Genomic DNA, 15,026 nt, shown 5'->3' with positions numbered 1-15,026 from the left:
AGAGTTGATAAAAATAAGGCCGGTGCACCCGTGGGGGTGCGCCGGCCATTATTACATCAGGAAAAATCAGCTTGCCTGACGATCTTTAAGGAAGTGGAAGAACTCCACACCTTCGCGCAGGCGGCGCTTCATCATCTGCGGGGAGCGTACCATTTCACCAACAATGGAGGCAATTTTCGGAGCGCGGAAATAGAATTTTTTATAGAATTCTTCAACGCTGTTGAAAATTTCAGTGTGTGACAGGTGCGGGTAATGCAATGGCGCCATCTGCACGCCGTTCTCGTCAATCAGGTCAGCATTGCTTTCATCAAGCCAGCCGTTTTCTGATGCCTGCTTGTGCAGGGCGGTGCCAGGATAAGGCGCAGCCAGAGAAACCTGCAGTGTGTGCGGATTGATCTCTTTAGCAAAGTTGATGGTTTCCTGAATGGTCTCTTTGGTTTCTCCGGGGAGACCGAGGATGAACGTGCCATGAATTTTAATGCCAAGTTCGTGGCAGTTTTTCGTAAATTCGCGGGCAACCTCGACGCGCATACCTTTTTTGATGTTATGCAGAATCTGCTGGTTGCCGCTCTCATAACCTACCAGAAGCAGGCGCAGGCCGTTATCGCGCAGTACTTTCAGTGTTTCGCGAGGCACGTTTGCTTTTGCATTACATGACCATGTGATGCCCATTTTTCCCAGTTCGCGGGCAATGGCTTCTGCGCGTGGCAGATCATCGGTGAACGTATCGTCGTCAAAGAAGAATTCTTTGACCTGTGGGAAATACTGGCGGGCCAGGCGAATTTCAGCAGCAACGTGCTGTGGGCTGCGTGTGCGGTAGCGATGTCCGCCCACAGTCTGTGGCCACAGGCAGAAGGTGCATCGAGACTTACAGCCACGTCCCGTATAGATAGAAATATAAGGGTGCATCAGGTAACCGATGAAGTAATCTTCAATCCGCAGGTCACGCTTATAGACTTCGGTTACGAAAGGCAGGCTGTCCATGTCTTCAATCATGGCGCGGTCGCGGTTCGTAACAATTACACCGTCTTTATTACGCCATGTGATGCCATCAACATCTTTGAAATCACGGCCTTCAGCAATTTCTTTGATGGTGTAGTCGAACTCATTGCGGGCAACGAAGTCAATCGGTGCACCTTTGAGCAGGCTTTCATCAGGCTGCACAGCAACTTTAGCACCAACCATACCAATTTTAAGGTTGGGGTTTACGTCCTTGAGCATCTGAGCGACTTCAACATCCTTCGCGAAAGAAGGAGTTGATGTGTGCAGAATGACCAGGTCGCGGTTTTTCACATCTTCAAGGATAGGCTCCATGCCAATGCCAGCCGGAGGTGCATCAATCAGGCGGCTGCCTTCAACCATGGCGGCAGGCTGTGCCAGCCATGTCGGGTACCAGAATGATTTGATTTCCCGTTTTGCCTGATAGCGGGAGCCTGCACCACCATCGAAACCATCGAAAGTCGGAGGCTGAAGGAAGAGAGTTCTCATCATGGGAAGTTTGATCCTGACAAGGTTGAGAGGGCACGGCCTGATGGGGTGGAGGTCAGATCATCGGAAGGGACGTTGTCCTTTGTTTCCGGGGAGATGTGACGATTTGAAGATTTACGAGCAGAGTGTGGGGTTACATGCATTGTTTGGCCGCGCCAGTCAACCTGTGTGCCATGAACACTTCCTGCCATAATACCGGCAGAGAGCAGGTCACGCAGAGGAAGAAACAGCAAAGGCCACCATGCTTTTTCACCTGTAATCTGATTGATACTGCGTGCTGTTATGGCACGAATACCCCAGCATGAGAAAAAGAAAATCCACGCCTTGCGTGAGGTGGGTTTGAGAAGAACTGTCAGTAACGCCCAGAAAAGTGACAGCTGAATTGAAGATGCTGCATAGCCTGCAGGTGCCAGAGAGCGCACAGTACGACCCCATCGCAGTTCGTGCGCTATGAGTTCAGGGGCTGACTGCTCAGCTACAGTTGTCCAGGTCAGGCAGTCAGCAATAGTAATATCATGTCCCTTTTGCCTGACCAGCTGCCCCAGAACGCCGTCATCGGCGACATGAGGTAATAAGGCCTGAAGGCCTCCGACAGACTCCAGAACTGAACGCGTCAGTGCCATTGTGGCACCCAGACAGTCCTGACGCCCCAGATGGCGGGACAGAATAACACCAGGCAGAAAATTGTGGTTGATCTGACTGGCAGCCATACGCTGAACAAAAGAGTTCTGTGCCGGGCGACCGGCGTACAGGGTTGTGACAAGGCCTGTTCCGGCTTTGTTAAGAGCTCTGACAATGTGGCGCAGGTAATCCGGTCGCACATGAATGTCAGAATCAGAAATGATCAGTGTCTCATATTCTGCATATGGCAGCACATTCATCAGGTTACTGATTTTGCGGTTCAGCCCGTAAATGCCGGGGTGACATATGACCTGCATATCAAGGTGGGGGTAGCGCTTTTTCAGGCGTTCCACCAGAGCAATTGCCGGGTCTGCTTTATCCTGCACGCCAAACAGTATCTGAAAGCGTGGATAGTCCTGCTGGCAGAAGCTTTCTATGGCTTCTTCGAGCAGAGGTTCTGTTCCGCACAGAGGTTTGAGAATAGTAACCGGTGGCAGCGGCTGCTCCCCCGCTGAGGGGGAGCGCTCTCTTTTGCGGAAACGTCTGAAGAGCAGGGCGCCGGCCACAGATTGCGCACATCCGGCTGCGGCCAGAACAGAACTTGAGAGAGCCAGAACAGAAGAAATGCGAAACATCAGCCAGCAATCATTCCTCTGTGGCAGAGCATGCTTGTTGTCAGTGCGTTTAGTTTCACGATCGGCTTATCCTGATTTATTTAGCTTCAGAGAAGCTTTTAACTTTATTTTCAAGCACTTTTATTAAACCAGCAACCCCACCTGACGTTAAAGTCGAGCGGAAATCAGAACGCTGGGCAGCAGCCTGGCTAATACGTGATTCACTCAGCAGAACGTCAGTAATGCGCCAGCCATTATCTTCATGATGCATAATGTAGCTCAGCGGTGTACCCGGCATGCTATCCTGCGAGCCGATAAATGTGTTTACGATTTTATCGCCGGCAACAGGAGAGTTTTCAGGTTCTGGCTTGATTGTGAAGCGTGCTCCTGCACCTGGTGTAAAGCTGGAGACATAACGGGCAACGGTGAAGTCACGAAATGCTGCGAGAAGTTTTGCTTTGTCTTCAGGTGTCAGAGAATCGTATCGCAGTCCGACAGAGGCTTTAAGTACAGCACTCAGGTCAAAGCTTTTATCGACAGCGGCGCCAACGATAGCTGCCCGGTCGCTGAAGCCTGCATGTGAGGTTTGTATTTGTTCAAGTGCTGCATAGAGTGTCTGAACAGGGGTGATGACAGCAGAGTTGGCGGCTGTCTGTGCCTGAGCTGCTGGGAAAAGGAGACCTGATCCGGCAACGGGAGCAAAGGCTACGCCAAGGCCAAGCAGAAGACCTGCGCGGAAGGCAATGCGTTTTAAGCTCATGGTTTGGTTCCTGTCGAATAATTTGACATGTTTACTGAGGAGGCTCCCTCAATTCCAAGTGCGCTGAGAGCAGTATTTACGATGTATGGAGCGGTAAGGCCAGCCTGCTCATACTGTGCCGCCTGAGTATTATGGTCGATAAAGATATCAGGCAAGGTCATGGGACGGAAGCGCACAGTGTCCAGCAGCCCGGTTCTGGCCAGGTGATGCATGACGAGAGACCCAAAGCCACCCTCTGAACCTTCCTCAAGCGTAATCAGCACAGCGTGGTTGCGCGCCAGATTTTCAACAAGGCCGGTGTCAAACGGTTTGGCAAAGCGCGCATCAGCAACGGTAGGGGCCAGACCATGGGCAGCGAGGATATCTGCTGCTTTAAGCGCTTCGGCCAGGCGCGGGCCGAGGGAGAGGATGGCGATGCCACCTTTCTCAGGGCCGCTCTGACTGCCCATTTCACGAATAATCCGGCCTTTGCCAATTTCGAGCACCTGTCCGGCTGCCGGCAGTTCAAGGCCAAGCCCGCCACCACGCGGGTAGCGCAGGGCAATCGGGCCTTCATCAAACGCTGTGGCCGTTGCTGTCATATGCAGCAGCTCGACTTCGTCTGAAGGTGCCATGATCGTCATGCCGGGCAGGCAGCCCAGATATGCAATATCGAAAGAGCCGGCATGCGTGGCACCATCGGCACCAACCAGCCCGGCACGGTCAATGGCAAAGCGCACAGGCAGGTTTTGCAGCACAACATCGTGCATCACCTGGTCATAGGCGCGCTGCAGGAAGCTGGAGTAAATAGCGCAGAACGGACGCAGCCCTTCGGTCGCAAGGCCGGCGGCAAAGGTGACGGCATGCTGCTCGGCAATGCCGACATCAAAAAACCGCTCCGGGTAGGCTCTGGCAAAAGCATCAAGGCCAGTGCCTGAGGGCATGGCGGCGGTAATGGCGACAATATTTTTGTCAGTGGCGGCCTGGCGTACCAGCTCACGTGAAAAAACTGAGGTGTAGCTTGGCGGGCCTGAAGGGCCTTTGGACTGCTCGCCGGTTACGACATTAAAGCGTGCAACAGCGTGATATTTATCACCGGCTTTTTCAGCCGGGGTGTAGCCGTGGCCTTTTTCGGTGATGACATGCAACAGGATCGGGCCGTTGCCGGCATCACGCAGGTTGCGCAGAATGGTGACCAGCTGTGGCAGATCGTGCCCGTCAACCGGACCAATATAGTAAAAGCCCAGCTCTTCAAACCATGTGCCGCCGGTGATCATCCCGCGGGCATATTCATCAGCTTTACGGGCTGTGCGCTCAACAGAGGCCGGCAGTTTTTTAACAAATTTACCAGCCAGCTCACGCAGGCCAATAAATTTACGGGATGAGATAAGGCGTGACAGATAGCCTGACATCGCGCCGACAGGCGGTGCGATCGACATTTCGTTGTCGTTGAGCACAACAATCAGGCGTTCAGCACCAGGACCGGCTTCAGCTGCGTTGTTCATGGCTTCGTAGGCCATGCCGGCTGAAATCGAACCATCACCGATCACGGCAATGACATTGCGCTCTTTGTAGGAGGGGTCTTCCTCAGCGCGCAGATGGTGGGCCACAGCCATGCCCAGACCCGCAGAAATGGATGTGGAGGAGTGAGCCGCACCAAAGGGGTCGTATTCGCTCTCTGAACGTTTGGTAAAGCCTGAAAGCCCGCCAGGCTGACGCAGGGTGCGGATGCGCTCGCGCCGGCCGGTCAGAATTTTATGGGGGTAGGCCTGGTGGCCCACATCCCAGATGACCTTGCTCTCAGGCGTATCAAACACAGCGTGCAGGGCAACGGTGAGCTCAACAACACCAAGAGAGGCACCAAGATGCCCCCCGGTGGAGGAGACCGCATCAATCGTTTCAGCACGCAGTTCATCAGCAAGCTGGCTTAACTGGTCAACCGAAAAATTACGCAGATCCTGCGGGTATGTCACGCGGTCCAGAACAGGAAAACGGCCGTGCGTAGGCACAGTGGTGGAGTTTGAGTTTTTTTCCTGAAACGGCGAGGTCATGTGATGTTTCCCATTCTTATTGAGTGTTTTTTCACTTTTAGTGCAGTATCAGCGCACCTGGGGTATCATGGTTTGCAGGCTCTGGTTTTAATGTTTCTGTGATTAAGGCAAGGGTATGTTACAAACTTATTGACGTCTGTTGCTTATTTGTCACTTTTTTGGAAAAAGCTTTAGACTCTTGAGAGCGGATATCTTATAGGCTGGGCAATTATGGTTTCGTTGTGTGGATTCCTGTAATAAATCTGACAAACTTGCTACAGGGCACAGAAACCAGGTGTCAGGTTAGTTTCATTCTTTTTTTTCTGGAATGACTGGCAGTCTCATCCAGTTTCATGATTGCAGGCGTAAAAAAAACGCCGGAGCGGGGGTTTATGGCCGTACCGATAATGCAGGCCGTCAGGGTCGGGAAGTATGTTGTCACGCAGCATCTCAAAAAGCGCAAGCGCTATCCGCTGGTGCTGATGCTGGAGCCGCTTTTTCGCTGTAATCTGGCGTGTGCGGGATGTGGTAAAATAGATTACCCGGCGGCTATCCTTAACCAGCGTATGACCGTTCAGGAATGTCTTGATGCAGATGCCGAGGCTGGTGCCCCGGTTATTGCCGTGGCAGGTGGCGAGCCATTACTGCACAAAGAAATGCCCGAGATTATCCGTGGCCTGATTGCGCGTAAAAAATACGTTTATCTGTGCACAAATGCGTTATTGCTTGAGAAGAAGATGGATGAGTATGAACCATCACCTTTCTTCTCATGGGACGTGCATCTTGATGGTGATAAGACAATGCATGACGCATCTGTCTGCCAGGATGGTGTGTACGAACGTGCAGTCGCAGCAATTAAGAAGGCGAAAGCGCGCGGGTTCCGCGTCTCTATTAACTGTACTGTGTTCGATGGTGTCGTACCTGAGCGTCTTGCCGCATTTTTTGATGAAGTGATGGCGATGGGTGTGGACGGTATTATGACTGCTCCGGGCTATGCGTATGAACGCGCACCTGATCAGGAGCACTTCCTTAACCGTCAGAAAACCAAGCAGCTGTTCCGTGACGTTTTCCGTCTTGGAAAGAAGAAAAAGTGGCGTTTCACACAGTCACCACTCTTCCTGAACTTCCTGGCTGGCAACGAGCAGTATCACTGCACGCCATGGGGTAAGCCGCTGCGTAATGTCTTTGGCTGGCAGCGTCCGTGCTACCTGCTGGGTGAAGGTTATGCAAAATCGTTCCGTGAGCTGGTTGAAGATACCAACTGGGATGATTATGGCACAGGTAACTATGAGAAATGCGCAGATTGCATGGTGCACTCAGGTTACGAATCAACAGCTGTGATCGATGCTGTTCAGCGTCCGTGGCATATTGCCAAAGTAGCTTTGTTCGGGCCTGAGACTGAAAAGCCAATGGTGCCGGAGATCTCCCTGGCGAACCAGCGCCCGGCTCAGTACAACTACTCTGAACAGGTTGAAGAGCAGATGGCTGAAATTGAGGCCCGCAAGCCTGCCCGCGCACCACGTGTGAAGGTTGTGCGTAAAAAGGCTGAAGATGCAGCAATGCCACTGGAGGCAGAGGTTGCCGGGGCTGACTGAGTGTTGCCTGAGTAACTACGCCTGAAGAAAGGACAGCTCAGAGTATGGGCTGTCCTTTTTTTTACAGCTTATGTGGTGTTTATTTTTTAAACTAAGCAGGCTGCCCTGATATGCAGCTATGCACGCGTCTCTGACTATTGTGTTTTTATAAATGTTATTTTCTGCCTGTGGTGGTGATTTTCTCCAATGACGGTTTCTGTCCTTATTATCTTCCTTCTCGTTTTTCTTAATGCAGTCTTTGCTATGGGTGAGCTGGCTCTTATTTCAGTCAGAATGCCCAGGCTTGCCATATTGCGTGAACGCGGTGTGCGTGGTGCTGCGCGGGCTATGAAGCTGGCAGAAAATCCTCAGATTTTCCTTCCTACTGTGCAGATCGGTATGACGCTGGTCTCTATTCTCGAAGGTACTTTTGGTGGTGTGCGTATCGAGGCATATCTTACGCCGATGTTGCAGCAGGTGACGGTTCTCCGTCCCATTGCGGCTCAGCTGTCAATGGTGCTCGTGGTGATGATTATCACCTGTCTGATGCTGGTGCTGGGTGAGCTGGTGCCTAAGCAGCTGGCTCTGCGTGAGCCTGAGGTGATGGCGGCCCGCCTGGCTTTTCCTCTTGAGCTTCTGGCTAATATGACGCGGCCGGTTGTTGCGGTTCTGCGTCAGTCTTCAAACCTGGTACTCAAAATGATGGGCGCCGGAGATGCTGTTACTCAGACTATGACTGAGGAGGAGCTTAAAGCCTATATTGCAGAAGGAGCCCGGACGGGAGTTCTTGAACATCAGGAACGGACGATGATTGAGCGTCTGCTCAGACTTGCCGACCGGCCAGTCAGAGCGATTATGACGCCGCGTAACGAGCTGTACTGGATTGACCGTCATTCCGGGCGTGATGCGCTTATTAAAGTCCTGCGTCAGACAACTTATGCCCGTATTGTTGTATGTGAGGGCGGGGTTGATAACCCCGTGGGGGTTGTGCTGGCTAAAGATATGCTGGACCGCACACTTGACGGCATGCCGGTGTCGATTGAGGCCGGGTTGCGGCCAATGGTTGTTGTGCCTGACAGTATATCAGCTTTCGATATGCTTGAGCGCATGCGCGCCATCCCACTGGGTATAGCTTTCGTTTTTGACGAGTATGGTTCGTTTGAAGGGGTGGTAACAGCCTCTGACCTGTTTGATGCGATTGTAGGTGAGAAAAACCACGAGACACAGCCTGCTGTGCATAATCCTCAGGCAGACAGCCAGAATGCTGTTCTGATGCTTGACGGCACAGAGTCAGCAGATGAGGTGAAAGATCGTCTTGGCCTCCGCCATCTGCCTGATGAGGGCAGTTATCATACCCTGGGTGGTATTCTTCTGGCGTTGCTGCGTCGTGTGCCCGCTGCTGGCGATAAGGTTATTTATTCGGGCTGGTTATTTGAGGTGCTTGAGATGGAGGGACGCCGCGTGGCCCGGGTCAGAGTCAGCCGTCAGAGCCTGGCAGAAAACTGATCTGACAGTGCTGGCGCGAGGTCTGCGCCAGCACAGGAACGCTCTAGTGTAGTGTGATTTTTCTGTTTGCCAGAGCTGTTTCTTCAGCGAAGTCGGGCCATTGATTGTGTGCCAGAGCCTGTAACGATGGTTTTGGCAGGTTCATTTTGCTGGCATAAATCCATAAATAAGATAACGCCCTGTGCACATATTCCCGCGTTTCAGCGTTGGGCAGCAGCTCCATATATAAGAAGGGATCTTCAGAGCTGACGGCACTGTCTCTTTCCCATTTTGCCAGTGCTGCCGGGCCGGTATTGTAGCTGGCCAGAAGGCGGATCATATCGCCCCCCTGCAGACCTGGCTGCTGAGTGGTATGCTGGGTCAGGTCAGCCAGGTAATGCACATACCGCTGTCCGATTTCAAGGTTCAGGCTTGGGTCATGCAGGGTGTCGACGGCCTGCTCAAACCGGTGGGTGATATTCGCTGGTGAAGGGCTTATGATAAAATCGGCAGTTAAAGGCATAATCTGCATAAGCCCGTGCGCCCCTGAGCCTGAGACAGCTTTGGCGTCGAAGTTTGATTCAAGTCGTGTCAGCGCATAAACCAGTGCAGGGTCCATGGTGAAACCATTTCTGGGTTTCAGCACAGGCAGAGGCGTATTGTCGTTTCGCTGTGTATGCGCTTCCCGGTTATTGATAGCTTCGGCCATTTCGGTTGCCAGATTGTGCAGACCGGCGGCTTCGGCCACAAGCTGAAAAGAGCGGGCCAGGGTAACGTCACGAAAATCAGCCCATGCCCGACGAATTGTCCGCTCAGCTCTTTCCTGCTCTCCCGTTTGCAGAAGTGCAAAAACGCGACGACCTATTTCAGTCCCGCCAACGGCTTCAAGGTCAATCTCTGTCAGCACCGGTGTGGAAGGAGCAGAATCTTTAAGTGCGCGTGTAAGCCCGGCTTTATGTACATAACTTTTGTCATGCCCGCCACCTGAGGCATGGAGCTGCTGTGACGCCAGCAGGCCATAGAAGGTGTCGGTGAAGCCTTCTGCATGCTGAAGCCACAAATGGTATTTATGGGTTTGTCCCAGCTTTTTATAGGCCCGTGAGGCCCAGAAAGCACAGGCTGCACGCATGGCTGGTGTTGCGTTTTCTGCATATGTCGCTTTGGTGAAAAAAGGCACGGCCTGAGCGTGCAGGTCTTTTTTCCACAAAGCGAGGCCTGCAATAAAGCCAGCCAGGGCATTTTTATTGTGTGTCTGCTCAAACCCTGAGCGTGCTATTTCGAGCGCGACGTCGGTATTACCCATTGCCAGCATTGCCTGTGCGGCTTCAGCTTTGAGCTGTGCGGCATAGGCGGGGGTCATACCCGGGGTTTTTTCAATCAGCCTGAGCGCGCTGCGTACCCCTTTGATGCCCCATCCGGCTCGTTCGCGCAGTGTACGGTCAAGCAGATGGTTGCGTGTAAAATCATAAGCGACATGACTGGCCGGAATACCGGCATAGCTCAGAACTTTCCCTGACGGGGGAAGCGGGGCAGGGCTTTTTTGCTGCGTAATGGCAGCCAGCCTGTCCCATATCGCTGAGGCATCAGCGTGTGTGCTGTATTGTTTTAGCCAGAGTCGAAGCTCTGCCACGCTGGGGTGGTAAGCCGGGTTAAGGTAACGGTCCGCCTCAATGTCTGCCAGAAGGAGGGTATCTGTCAGATGTGTGCTGCTGCTGATTGCCTCGCTAAAGGCGCCCTGTCGCTGCAGGCGAAAAATAGAGCGGATCTGAAGGCTTGCTTCAGAGGAAAGAGGTTTAGGAAGCGGGAGATCATCGCTACCATTGAAAGCCTGCCTGGGCATGACCATCGCCAGCTCATTGCTGTGCGCGTCCTGTCCTGGTTCAGGCGGTGCGGCATGAGCCTTCGTTGTTGTAACGCTGGCCCCTGCCCATAAAGCTGCTCCAGCCAGAATGGCTGTCGCTGCGATATGATTAGAGATTTGTCCTATCGCTCGCATGGCTGGCGGGATCTAGGGGTTTCTGCGTGAAAAAGCAACCTTGCAGTGCCGGGAAGTGCCTTCGCTGAGTTATAAACAGGGTGTGTTACACGCTTCGCTAATTTTATAAAATGACTATAATTTTCTTTTTAACTGTATGAAAAAATGAAATTTTTATATTAAATAAATAGTAATGAATGCGTGTTGTATGACATGAATTTCCCGGTGTTTTTAGTTTTTTTGCTGTAGCGTTTGTGCAACAAGAAGCAGAGTTGCCCATATGTCCTTGCGTGCAGCCGCGCTGGCGCGAAGCTGAAGGGGGTGGCGTATGCTCATCATGGGGAGTGGCTCAGGGTACTCTTCAAGGGTGAGGTCGTGCCATGTGTGTGCAGCAGGGAGCTTAGCTGACCCTGTCAGCACCCGGGAGGGCATACTGCCGCATAACAACAGCCTCTGAGGCGCAAAGAGCCTGATGGTCTGTTCGAGGAAGGGGCGGCAGGTCTGAATCTCGATCTCTGAGGGAGGGCGTCCGCCTGGTGGTCTCCATGGCAGAGCAGTTGCAAGGAGGAGGGTTTTTTTGTCGATTCCTGCCGCGTTAAGCATCTGATCAAGCAAAGAGCCACATAAGCCTGAGAAGACATTGCCACTACGGTCTTCATCAGCATCAGGAGCATCACCGATAATCATAAGCGGAGCGTGACGCGGGCCTTGCGCAAATAAGGTGTGAATCGCTGTTTTATAGAGCGAGAAGCCATGAAACTGCTCCATAACAGTTTTCAGCTCCGCAACGGAGGTTGCCTGTCTGGCGACCTTCCTCGCGGCTTCAACGCTTTCGCCTGGCATAGAAGCGTGCTGAGCAACCGGATTCCGGGCTCTTTGTGCTGCTGGCGGCGTTGCAGCGGCCTGCTGTCTCGTTTGTGGTGCTGCGGTAGCTGTATCTGTATGGCGCAGGGTGACAGGAACCGGTGTGAAAGTGCTCTCTCTCTGATCAGTTGCACTGTCACCTATCGCGGTATCGACTCCCCATTCTTCGTAAAGACGAAGAAGAGAAAGGGGAGAATGTGTCATATCACCATTACCTGAAAAGAAGAGAGTTTGGCTATTAGCTTCAGGCGGAGTAGAAAGGCAGGAGGGGTTCATATTAGTTTTTCCCTTTCTGTTGCTCCTGAGACCTGGGTTATTATGGTACTTTGTCGCTATTTGCCTACAGCTTTTGTGCTGTTTTTTTCTGTTAATGTAGCTGCAGATCCGTTTGCGCGTGCAGCATCAGTGCCAGAACTGGCACAGACACAGGGTAAAAAAATAACTGCCGCAAACCAGAAGGTCGATTCGGGCGCTTTTCTGGCCGGAATTGCCGCAAGGAGTCGCGGGGATGATTCTGAAGCTGCCCGTGCACTGCGTGCGGCCTCACAGGCTGACCCGGCTAACCGTGACATGGCTACCCAGGCTTTTGTTCTGAGTGTCCTGGCAGGTAGTCCTGAAGCTGTTGAGCTGGCCCGCAGAGAAGAGCAGTTTGCGGGGAAGGAAATTCTTTCCTCCTTTGTTCTCGGTAATCACGCTGCTCTTAAGGGAGACTGGCAGGCTGCTGCCCGTTATTATCAGCAGGGCAGTCAGGACCCGATGGCTCATCTGGTTCTGCCTCTGCTGCTGGCCTGGTGTGATCAGGCCGAGCATAAAACGCATGCTGCCCTTGATGCATTATCCCGTATACAGGGGAGCGTGCTTTCTCCTTTCTACACGTTGCATGCGGCATTAATTGCTCAGCTATCGGGTGACAGTGCTGAAGCTGGCCGTCTATTTGCTCAGGCGCAGCATGCAATGCCGGGTGAGGATCTTTTGCTTGCCCGCTCCTATGCTGCCTGGTGCTGGCAGAATGGTCAGCGTGATAAAGCACGAGAGCTTTTGCGTCATATGATTGATGCTGATCCGGTTCTCGCTCTGGCAGGAAAGCAGTTTCAGGCTGAAGTCAGTAAGTTTCCGGTTGATACGTCATTGCAGGGGCTTGCCCGGGCTTATGTGCTGACAGCGTTTCTTTTTCAGCAGCAGCTGCGTAATGCTGAGCAGGAGGCTATGAGCCCACAGGCCGCCAGACAGGCCCGTTTTCGTTTAAATGAGGCGACGCGGCTCATGCTCAGTTTTGCACTTGAACTTGACCCGCATATGTCTGAGGCCCTGCTGATGATGGCGGAAGTGCAGCAGGATGAGGGGCATCCACAGGCTGCCCGTGCTACGCTCTTGCGCATGCCATCAGGGAGCCCGCTGATGCCCGTTGCGGCGTTTAAACTGGCTCTTATTGATAATGAATCAGATCATCTTGATGAAGCCAGAGATAAGTTGCTTGCGCTGGTTAAAGATAACCCTGAGCTGGTGCTGCCTGTAAGTGAGCTGGGGAACACGGAAGCTTCCCGTAAAAACTGGCAGGGTGCATTTGCTGCTTATGATAAGGCGGTTAATTTATCCAGGGCAGGAGCACCGCTACGCGGGGTGAAGAAGGAATACTGGTCGTTATTATTTCTGCGGGCAGTTACGTCTTATGAGCTTGGGAACTGGCCAAAGGCTAAAGCCGATCTGAAAGAAGCATTGGCCTTGCAGCCTGATAATCCTTTGCTGCTTAATTTTCTTGGTTACTCTATGACCGAACAGCATGAAGACCTTGCTGAGGCTGAGCGCCTGCTGCGAAAAGCTGTTGAACTTGACCCGGATGATGCGGCTATTCGTGATAGTCTCGGCTGGGTTATGGTTGAGCGTGGGAACCTGAAGGAAGGTACACAATTACTGGAGAGGGCTGTCGCGCAGACACCTGAAGACCCGGAGGTGAATTATCATCTGGGTGAGGTTTACTGGCGTATGGGACGTCACAGAGAGGCTGTTGATCACTGGAATCTTGCTCTTGAACTGAAGCCTGAGCCGCGGGATGAAAAGCTGATCAGAGGTGCTCTTGCCCGGGCTGGCAATCTGCCTGATAAACAGGCTTCTGTGTCGCTATCAGGGTTGCCTGCAGGAAAATAAAAGAGAAATATAAGTTAGAATGTCTGAAAAAACAGAAAATGTTTCTTCGCAGATTTTTTCAGAGTCTGCTCGTGCAAAAATTAACCTGTATCTGCATGTGACGGGTAAAAGAGCAGATGGCTACCACCTGCTTGATAGCCTGGCTGTTTTTGCAGAAGCCTGCGATGAACTGCTTTATGAACCTGGCGATGAAGAACTGCGCCTGGAACTGACCGGACGATTTGGCGCCCCGCTGGGACAGGATGCTGCCGGACAGAATAATCTTGTGATGAAAGCTGCAGCTATGGTGCAGGCTGCTGCAGGTGGAGCTGCCAAAGTGCCTGGGGGACGGCTTGTGCTGCGAAAAGAGCTGCCGGTTGCCTCTGGTATCGGTGGGGGGTCAGCAGATGCAGCTGCAGCACTTCGTCTGCTCAGTCGTGCCTGGCAGGTTGAGCCTGATAGTGAGGCATTGTCACTGATGGCTGAAAAACTCGGGGCAGATGTTCCGGTGTGTCTTGATAGTCGGGCCGCCCGCATGGAAGGCATCGGTGAGAAACTCTCTGAGGCACCCGCCCTGCCTCCTTCCTGTGGTATATTACTGGTCAATTGTGGTGTCGCGGTTTCAACCCCTGAGATCTTCCGCCGTCGCGATGGTCGTTTTGTGCCCCGGGCAGATCTGCCTGATGCCTGGCCTGATGCGCAGTCTCTGGCTGGTTTTTTGTCGCTTCAGAGTAACAGCCTGCAGGACGCAGCATGCCTTGTTTGCCCGCCTGTCAGAGATGTCCTTAATGTGCTGGCTGATATCCCGGACAATTTACTGGTGCGTATGAGCGGGTCCGGGGCAACATGCTTTGCTATTTTCCCAGATGACGCAACCGCCCGGCAGGCTGCTTATTCGCTTTCCCGAAATCGGCCTGAATGGTGGGTCTGGGGTGGAGGCTTCTGTTGAGCCGCCTTATATATGTGAGATAAATGCATCAGGTAAGGGAAACTGTTGCAGGTATTCATGCTCTGGTATGAATGTTTTTTATGCGGAGAAAAGCTATGGTGTCAAAAGTAGATCTGACGTTGGCGGATGATCTTGAATCCGTGGTGATGACTCTCTCCTCTGATGATGAGTCTGCTGAGGCAGTTAAAGTTGCGCTGTCTGCTGAACAGGTAACATCATTGCTTCAGGTGCTTGGCCGCGTACGTGAAACGATGCTGAAGGATAAAGCCGTACCACCCATTGAAGGGGCACGTTTTTCTGCTGTTTCGAGAACACGCTGGGCACTGCAGCCGGAAGTAGTAACCGGTGGATCAGTCCTTGCATTTCAGCACCCTGCTTACGGGCCTGTCGGGCTGGTTTTAACGCCGAATGATTCGGAGAAGCTGGTACGCGGCCTGCAAATCCATCATGGCCTCAGGGTTGAAGGACGTCCTGATGACAGGAAGCTTAATTAAGGCCTGAGTTTTTTGTTATAAGAGGAATATCGGGCCATAATACGCTGATAGCAGCCAGAAATTAACTGG

Annotated in this window: 11 protein-coding genes; 5 read left to right on the top strand and 6 right to left on the bottom strand. The window is 52.6% G+C overall.

The window, feature by feature from the left end; all coding sequences use genetic code 11:
- Window positions 1-66: 66 nt before the first annotated feature.
- The 4 genes from hpnJ to dxs all read right to left on the bottom strand — a co-directional run bounded on the left by hpnJ (window position 67) and on the right by dxs (window position 5,513).
- Window positions 67-1,491, bottom strand: a complete 1,425-nt coding sequence (hpnJ, locus tag HK25_RS04925) for a hopanoid biosynthesis associated radical SAM protein HpnJ (protein ID WP_086555235.1) — start codon at window positions 1,489-1,491, stop codon at window positions 67-69.
- Complete coding sequence (hpnI, locus tag HK25_RS04920) at window positions 1,488-2,744, bottom strand: bacteriohopanetetrol glucosamine biosynthesis glycosyltransferase HpnI (RefSeq protein ID WP_086635501.1); 1,257 nt, start codon at window positions 2,742-2,744, stop codon at window positions 1,488-1,490. Before hpnI ends, hpnJ begins: the two co-directional genes overlap by 4 nt.
- Window positions 2,745-2,820: 76 nt before the next feature.
- A complete protein-coding gene (locus tag HK25_RS04915) occupies window positions 2,821-3,483 on the bottom strand; it encodes an ABC transporter substrate-binding protein (protein WP_086555233.1) in 663 nt (220 codons plus the stop codon).
- The gene (dxs, locus tag HK25_RS04910; protein WP_086635500.1) at window positions 3,480-5,513 is read right to left on the bottom strand and encodes a 1-deoxy-D-xylulose-5-phosphate synthase; all 2,034 of its coding nucleotides are present in this window, start codon (window positions 5,511-5,513) and stop codon (window positions 3,480-3,482) included. The genes HK25_RS04915 and dxs overlap by 4 nt, the downstream gene beginning before the upstream one ends.
- Window positions 5,514-5,884: 371 nt before the next feature.
- Here dxs and hpnH point away from each other — a divergent pair, with 371 nt between their 5' ends.
- Window positions 5,885-7,087 carry an adenosyl-hopene transferase HpnH gene (gene hpnH / locus HK25_RS04905; protein WP_086553705.1) on the top strand — a complete coding sequence of 401 codons (1,203 nt, stop codon included), beginning with the start codon at window positions 5,885-5,887 and terminating at the stop codon, window positions 7,085-7,087.
- 186 nt (window positions 7,088-7,273) lie between these two features.
- Window positions 7,274-8,572: a hemolysin family protein gene (locus HK25_RS04900; RefSeq protein WP_086553617.1), complete on the top strand. Its 1,299-nt coding sequence runs from the start codon at window positions 7,274-7,276 to the stop codon at window positions 8,570-8,572.
- 43 nt (window positions 8,573-8,615) lie between these two features.
- On the opposite strand, the gene HK25_RS04895 is transcribed toward HK25_RS04900, so the two are convergent.
- Both HK25_RS04895 and HK25_RS04890 read right to left on the bottom strand, forming a co-directional pair.
- A complete protein-coding gene (locus HK25_RS04895) occupies window positions 8,616-10,547 on the bottom strand; it encodes a transglycosylase SLT domain-containing protein (RefSeq protein ID WP_086635499.1) in 1,932 nt (643 codons plus the stop codon).
- A 210-nt stretch (window positions 10,548-10,757) separates the two neighbouring features.
- Window positions 10,758-11,594: a uracil-DNA glycosylase family protein gene (locus HK25_RS04890; RefSeq protein ID WP_086635520.1), complete on the bottom strand. Its 837-nt coding sequence runs from the start codon at window positions 11,592-11,594 to the stop codon at window positions 10,758-10,760.
- A gap of 114 nt (window positions 11,595-11,708) precedes the next feature.
- Here HK25_RS04890 and HK25_RS04885 point away from each other — a divergent pair, with 114 nt between their 5' ends.
- The 3 genes from HK25_RS04885 (at window position 11,709) to HK25_RS04875 (ending at window position 14,957) form a co-directional block, all read left to right on the top strand.
- The gene (locus HK25_RS04885; RefSeq protein ID WP_086635498.1) at window positions 11,709-13,535 is read left to right on the top strand and encodes a tetratricopeptide repeat protein; all 1,827 of its coding nucleotides are present in this window, start codon (window positions 11,709-11,711) and stop codon (window positions 13,533-13,535) included.
- Window positions 13,536-13,554: 19 nt separating this feature from the next.
- Window positions 13,555-14,463: a 4-(cytidine 5'-diphospho)-2-C-methyl-D-erythritol kinase gene (locus HK25_RS04880; RefSeq protein WP_086635497.1), complete on the top strand. Its 909-nt coding sequence runs from the start codon at window positions 13,555-13,557 to the stop codon at window positions 14,461-14,463.
- Between the two features lie 95 nt (window positions 14,464-14,558).
- Window positions 14,559-14,957: a hypothetical protein gene (locus HK25_RS04875; RefSeq protein ID WP_173559731.1), complete on the top strand. Its 399-nt coding sequence runs from the start codon at window positions 14,559-14,561 to the stop codon at window positions 14,955-14,957.
- Window positions 14,958-15,026: the final 69 nt, after the last annotated feature.

The organism is Acetobacter sp. DsW_059 (assembly GCF_002153695.1).
Lineage (GTDB): Bacteria > Pseudomonadota > Alphaproteobacteria > Acetobacterales > Acetobacteraceae > Acetobacter > Acetobacter thailandicus.
This window is presented reverse-complemented; position numbering and strand designations above follow the sequence as displayed.

Excerpts from the sequence above, each read along its gene's own strand:
- hpnJ (WP_086555235.1), bottom strand. The coding sequence starts at position 1,491 with ATGATGAGAACTCTCTTCCTTCAGCCTCCGACTTTCGATGGTTTCGAT.
- hpnI (WP_086635501.1), bottom strand. The coding sequence starts at position 2,744 with ATGTTTCGCATTTCTTCTGTTCTGGCTCTCTCAAGTTCTGTTCTGGCC.
- HK25_RS04915 (WP_086555233.1), bottom strand. The coding sequence starts at position 3,483 with ATGAGCTTAAAACGCATTGCCTTCCGCGCAGGTCTTCTGCTTGGCCTT.
- dxs (WP_086635500.1), bottom strand. The coding sequence starts at position 5,513 with ATGACCTCGCCGTTTCAGGAAAAAAACTCAAACTCCACCACTGTGCCT.
- hpnH (WP_086553705.1), top strand. The coding sequence starts at position 5,885 with ATGGCCGTACCGATAATGCAGGCCGTCAGGGTCGGGAAGTATGTTGTC.
- HK25_RS04900 (WP_086553617.1), top strand. The coding sequence starts at position 7,274 with ATGACGGTTTCTGTCCTTATTATCTTCCTTCTCGTTTTTCTTAATGCA.
- HK25_RS04895 (WP_086635499.1), bottom strand. The coding sequence starts at position 10,547 with ATGCGAGCGATAGGACAAATCTCTAATCATATCGCAGCGACAGCCATT.
- HK25_RS04890 (WP_086635520.1), bottom strand. The coding sequence starts at position 11,594 with ATGACACATTCTCCCCTTTCTCTTCTTCGTCTTTACGAAGAATGGGGA.
- HK25_RS04885 (WP_086635498.1), top strand. The coding sequence starts at position 11,709 with ATGGTACTTTGTCGCTATTTGCCTACAGCTTTTGTGCTGTTTTTTTCT.
- HK25_RS04880 (WP_086635497.1), top strand. The coding sequence starts at position 13,555 with ATGTCTGAAAAAACAGAAAATGTTTCTTCGCAGATTTTTTCAGAGTCT.
- HK25_RS04875 (WP_173559731.1), top strand. The coding sequence starts at position 14,559 with ATGGTGTCAAAAGTAGATCTGACGTTGGCGGATGATCTTGAATCCGTG.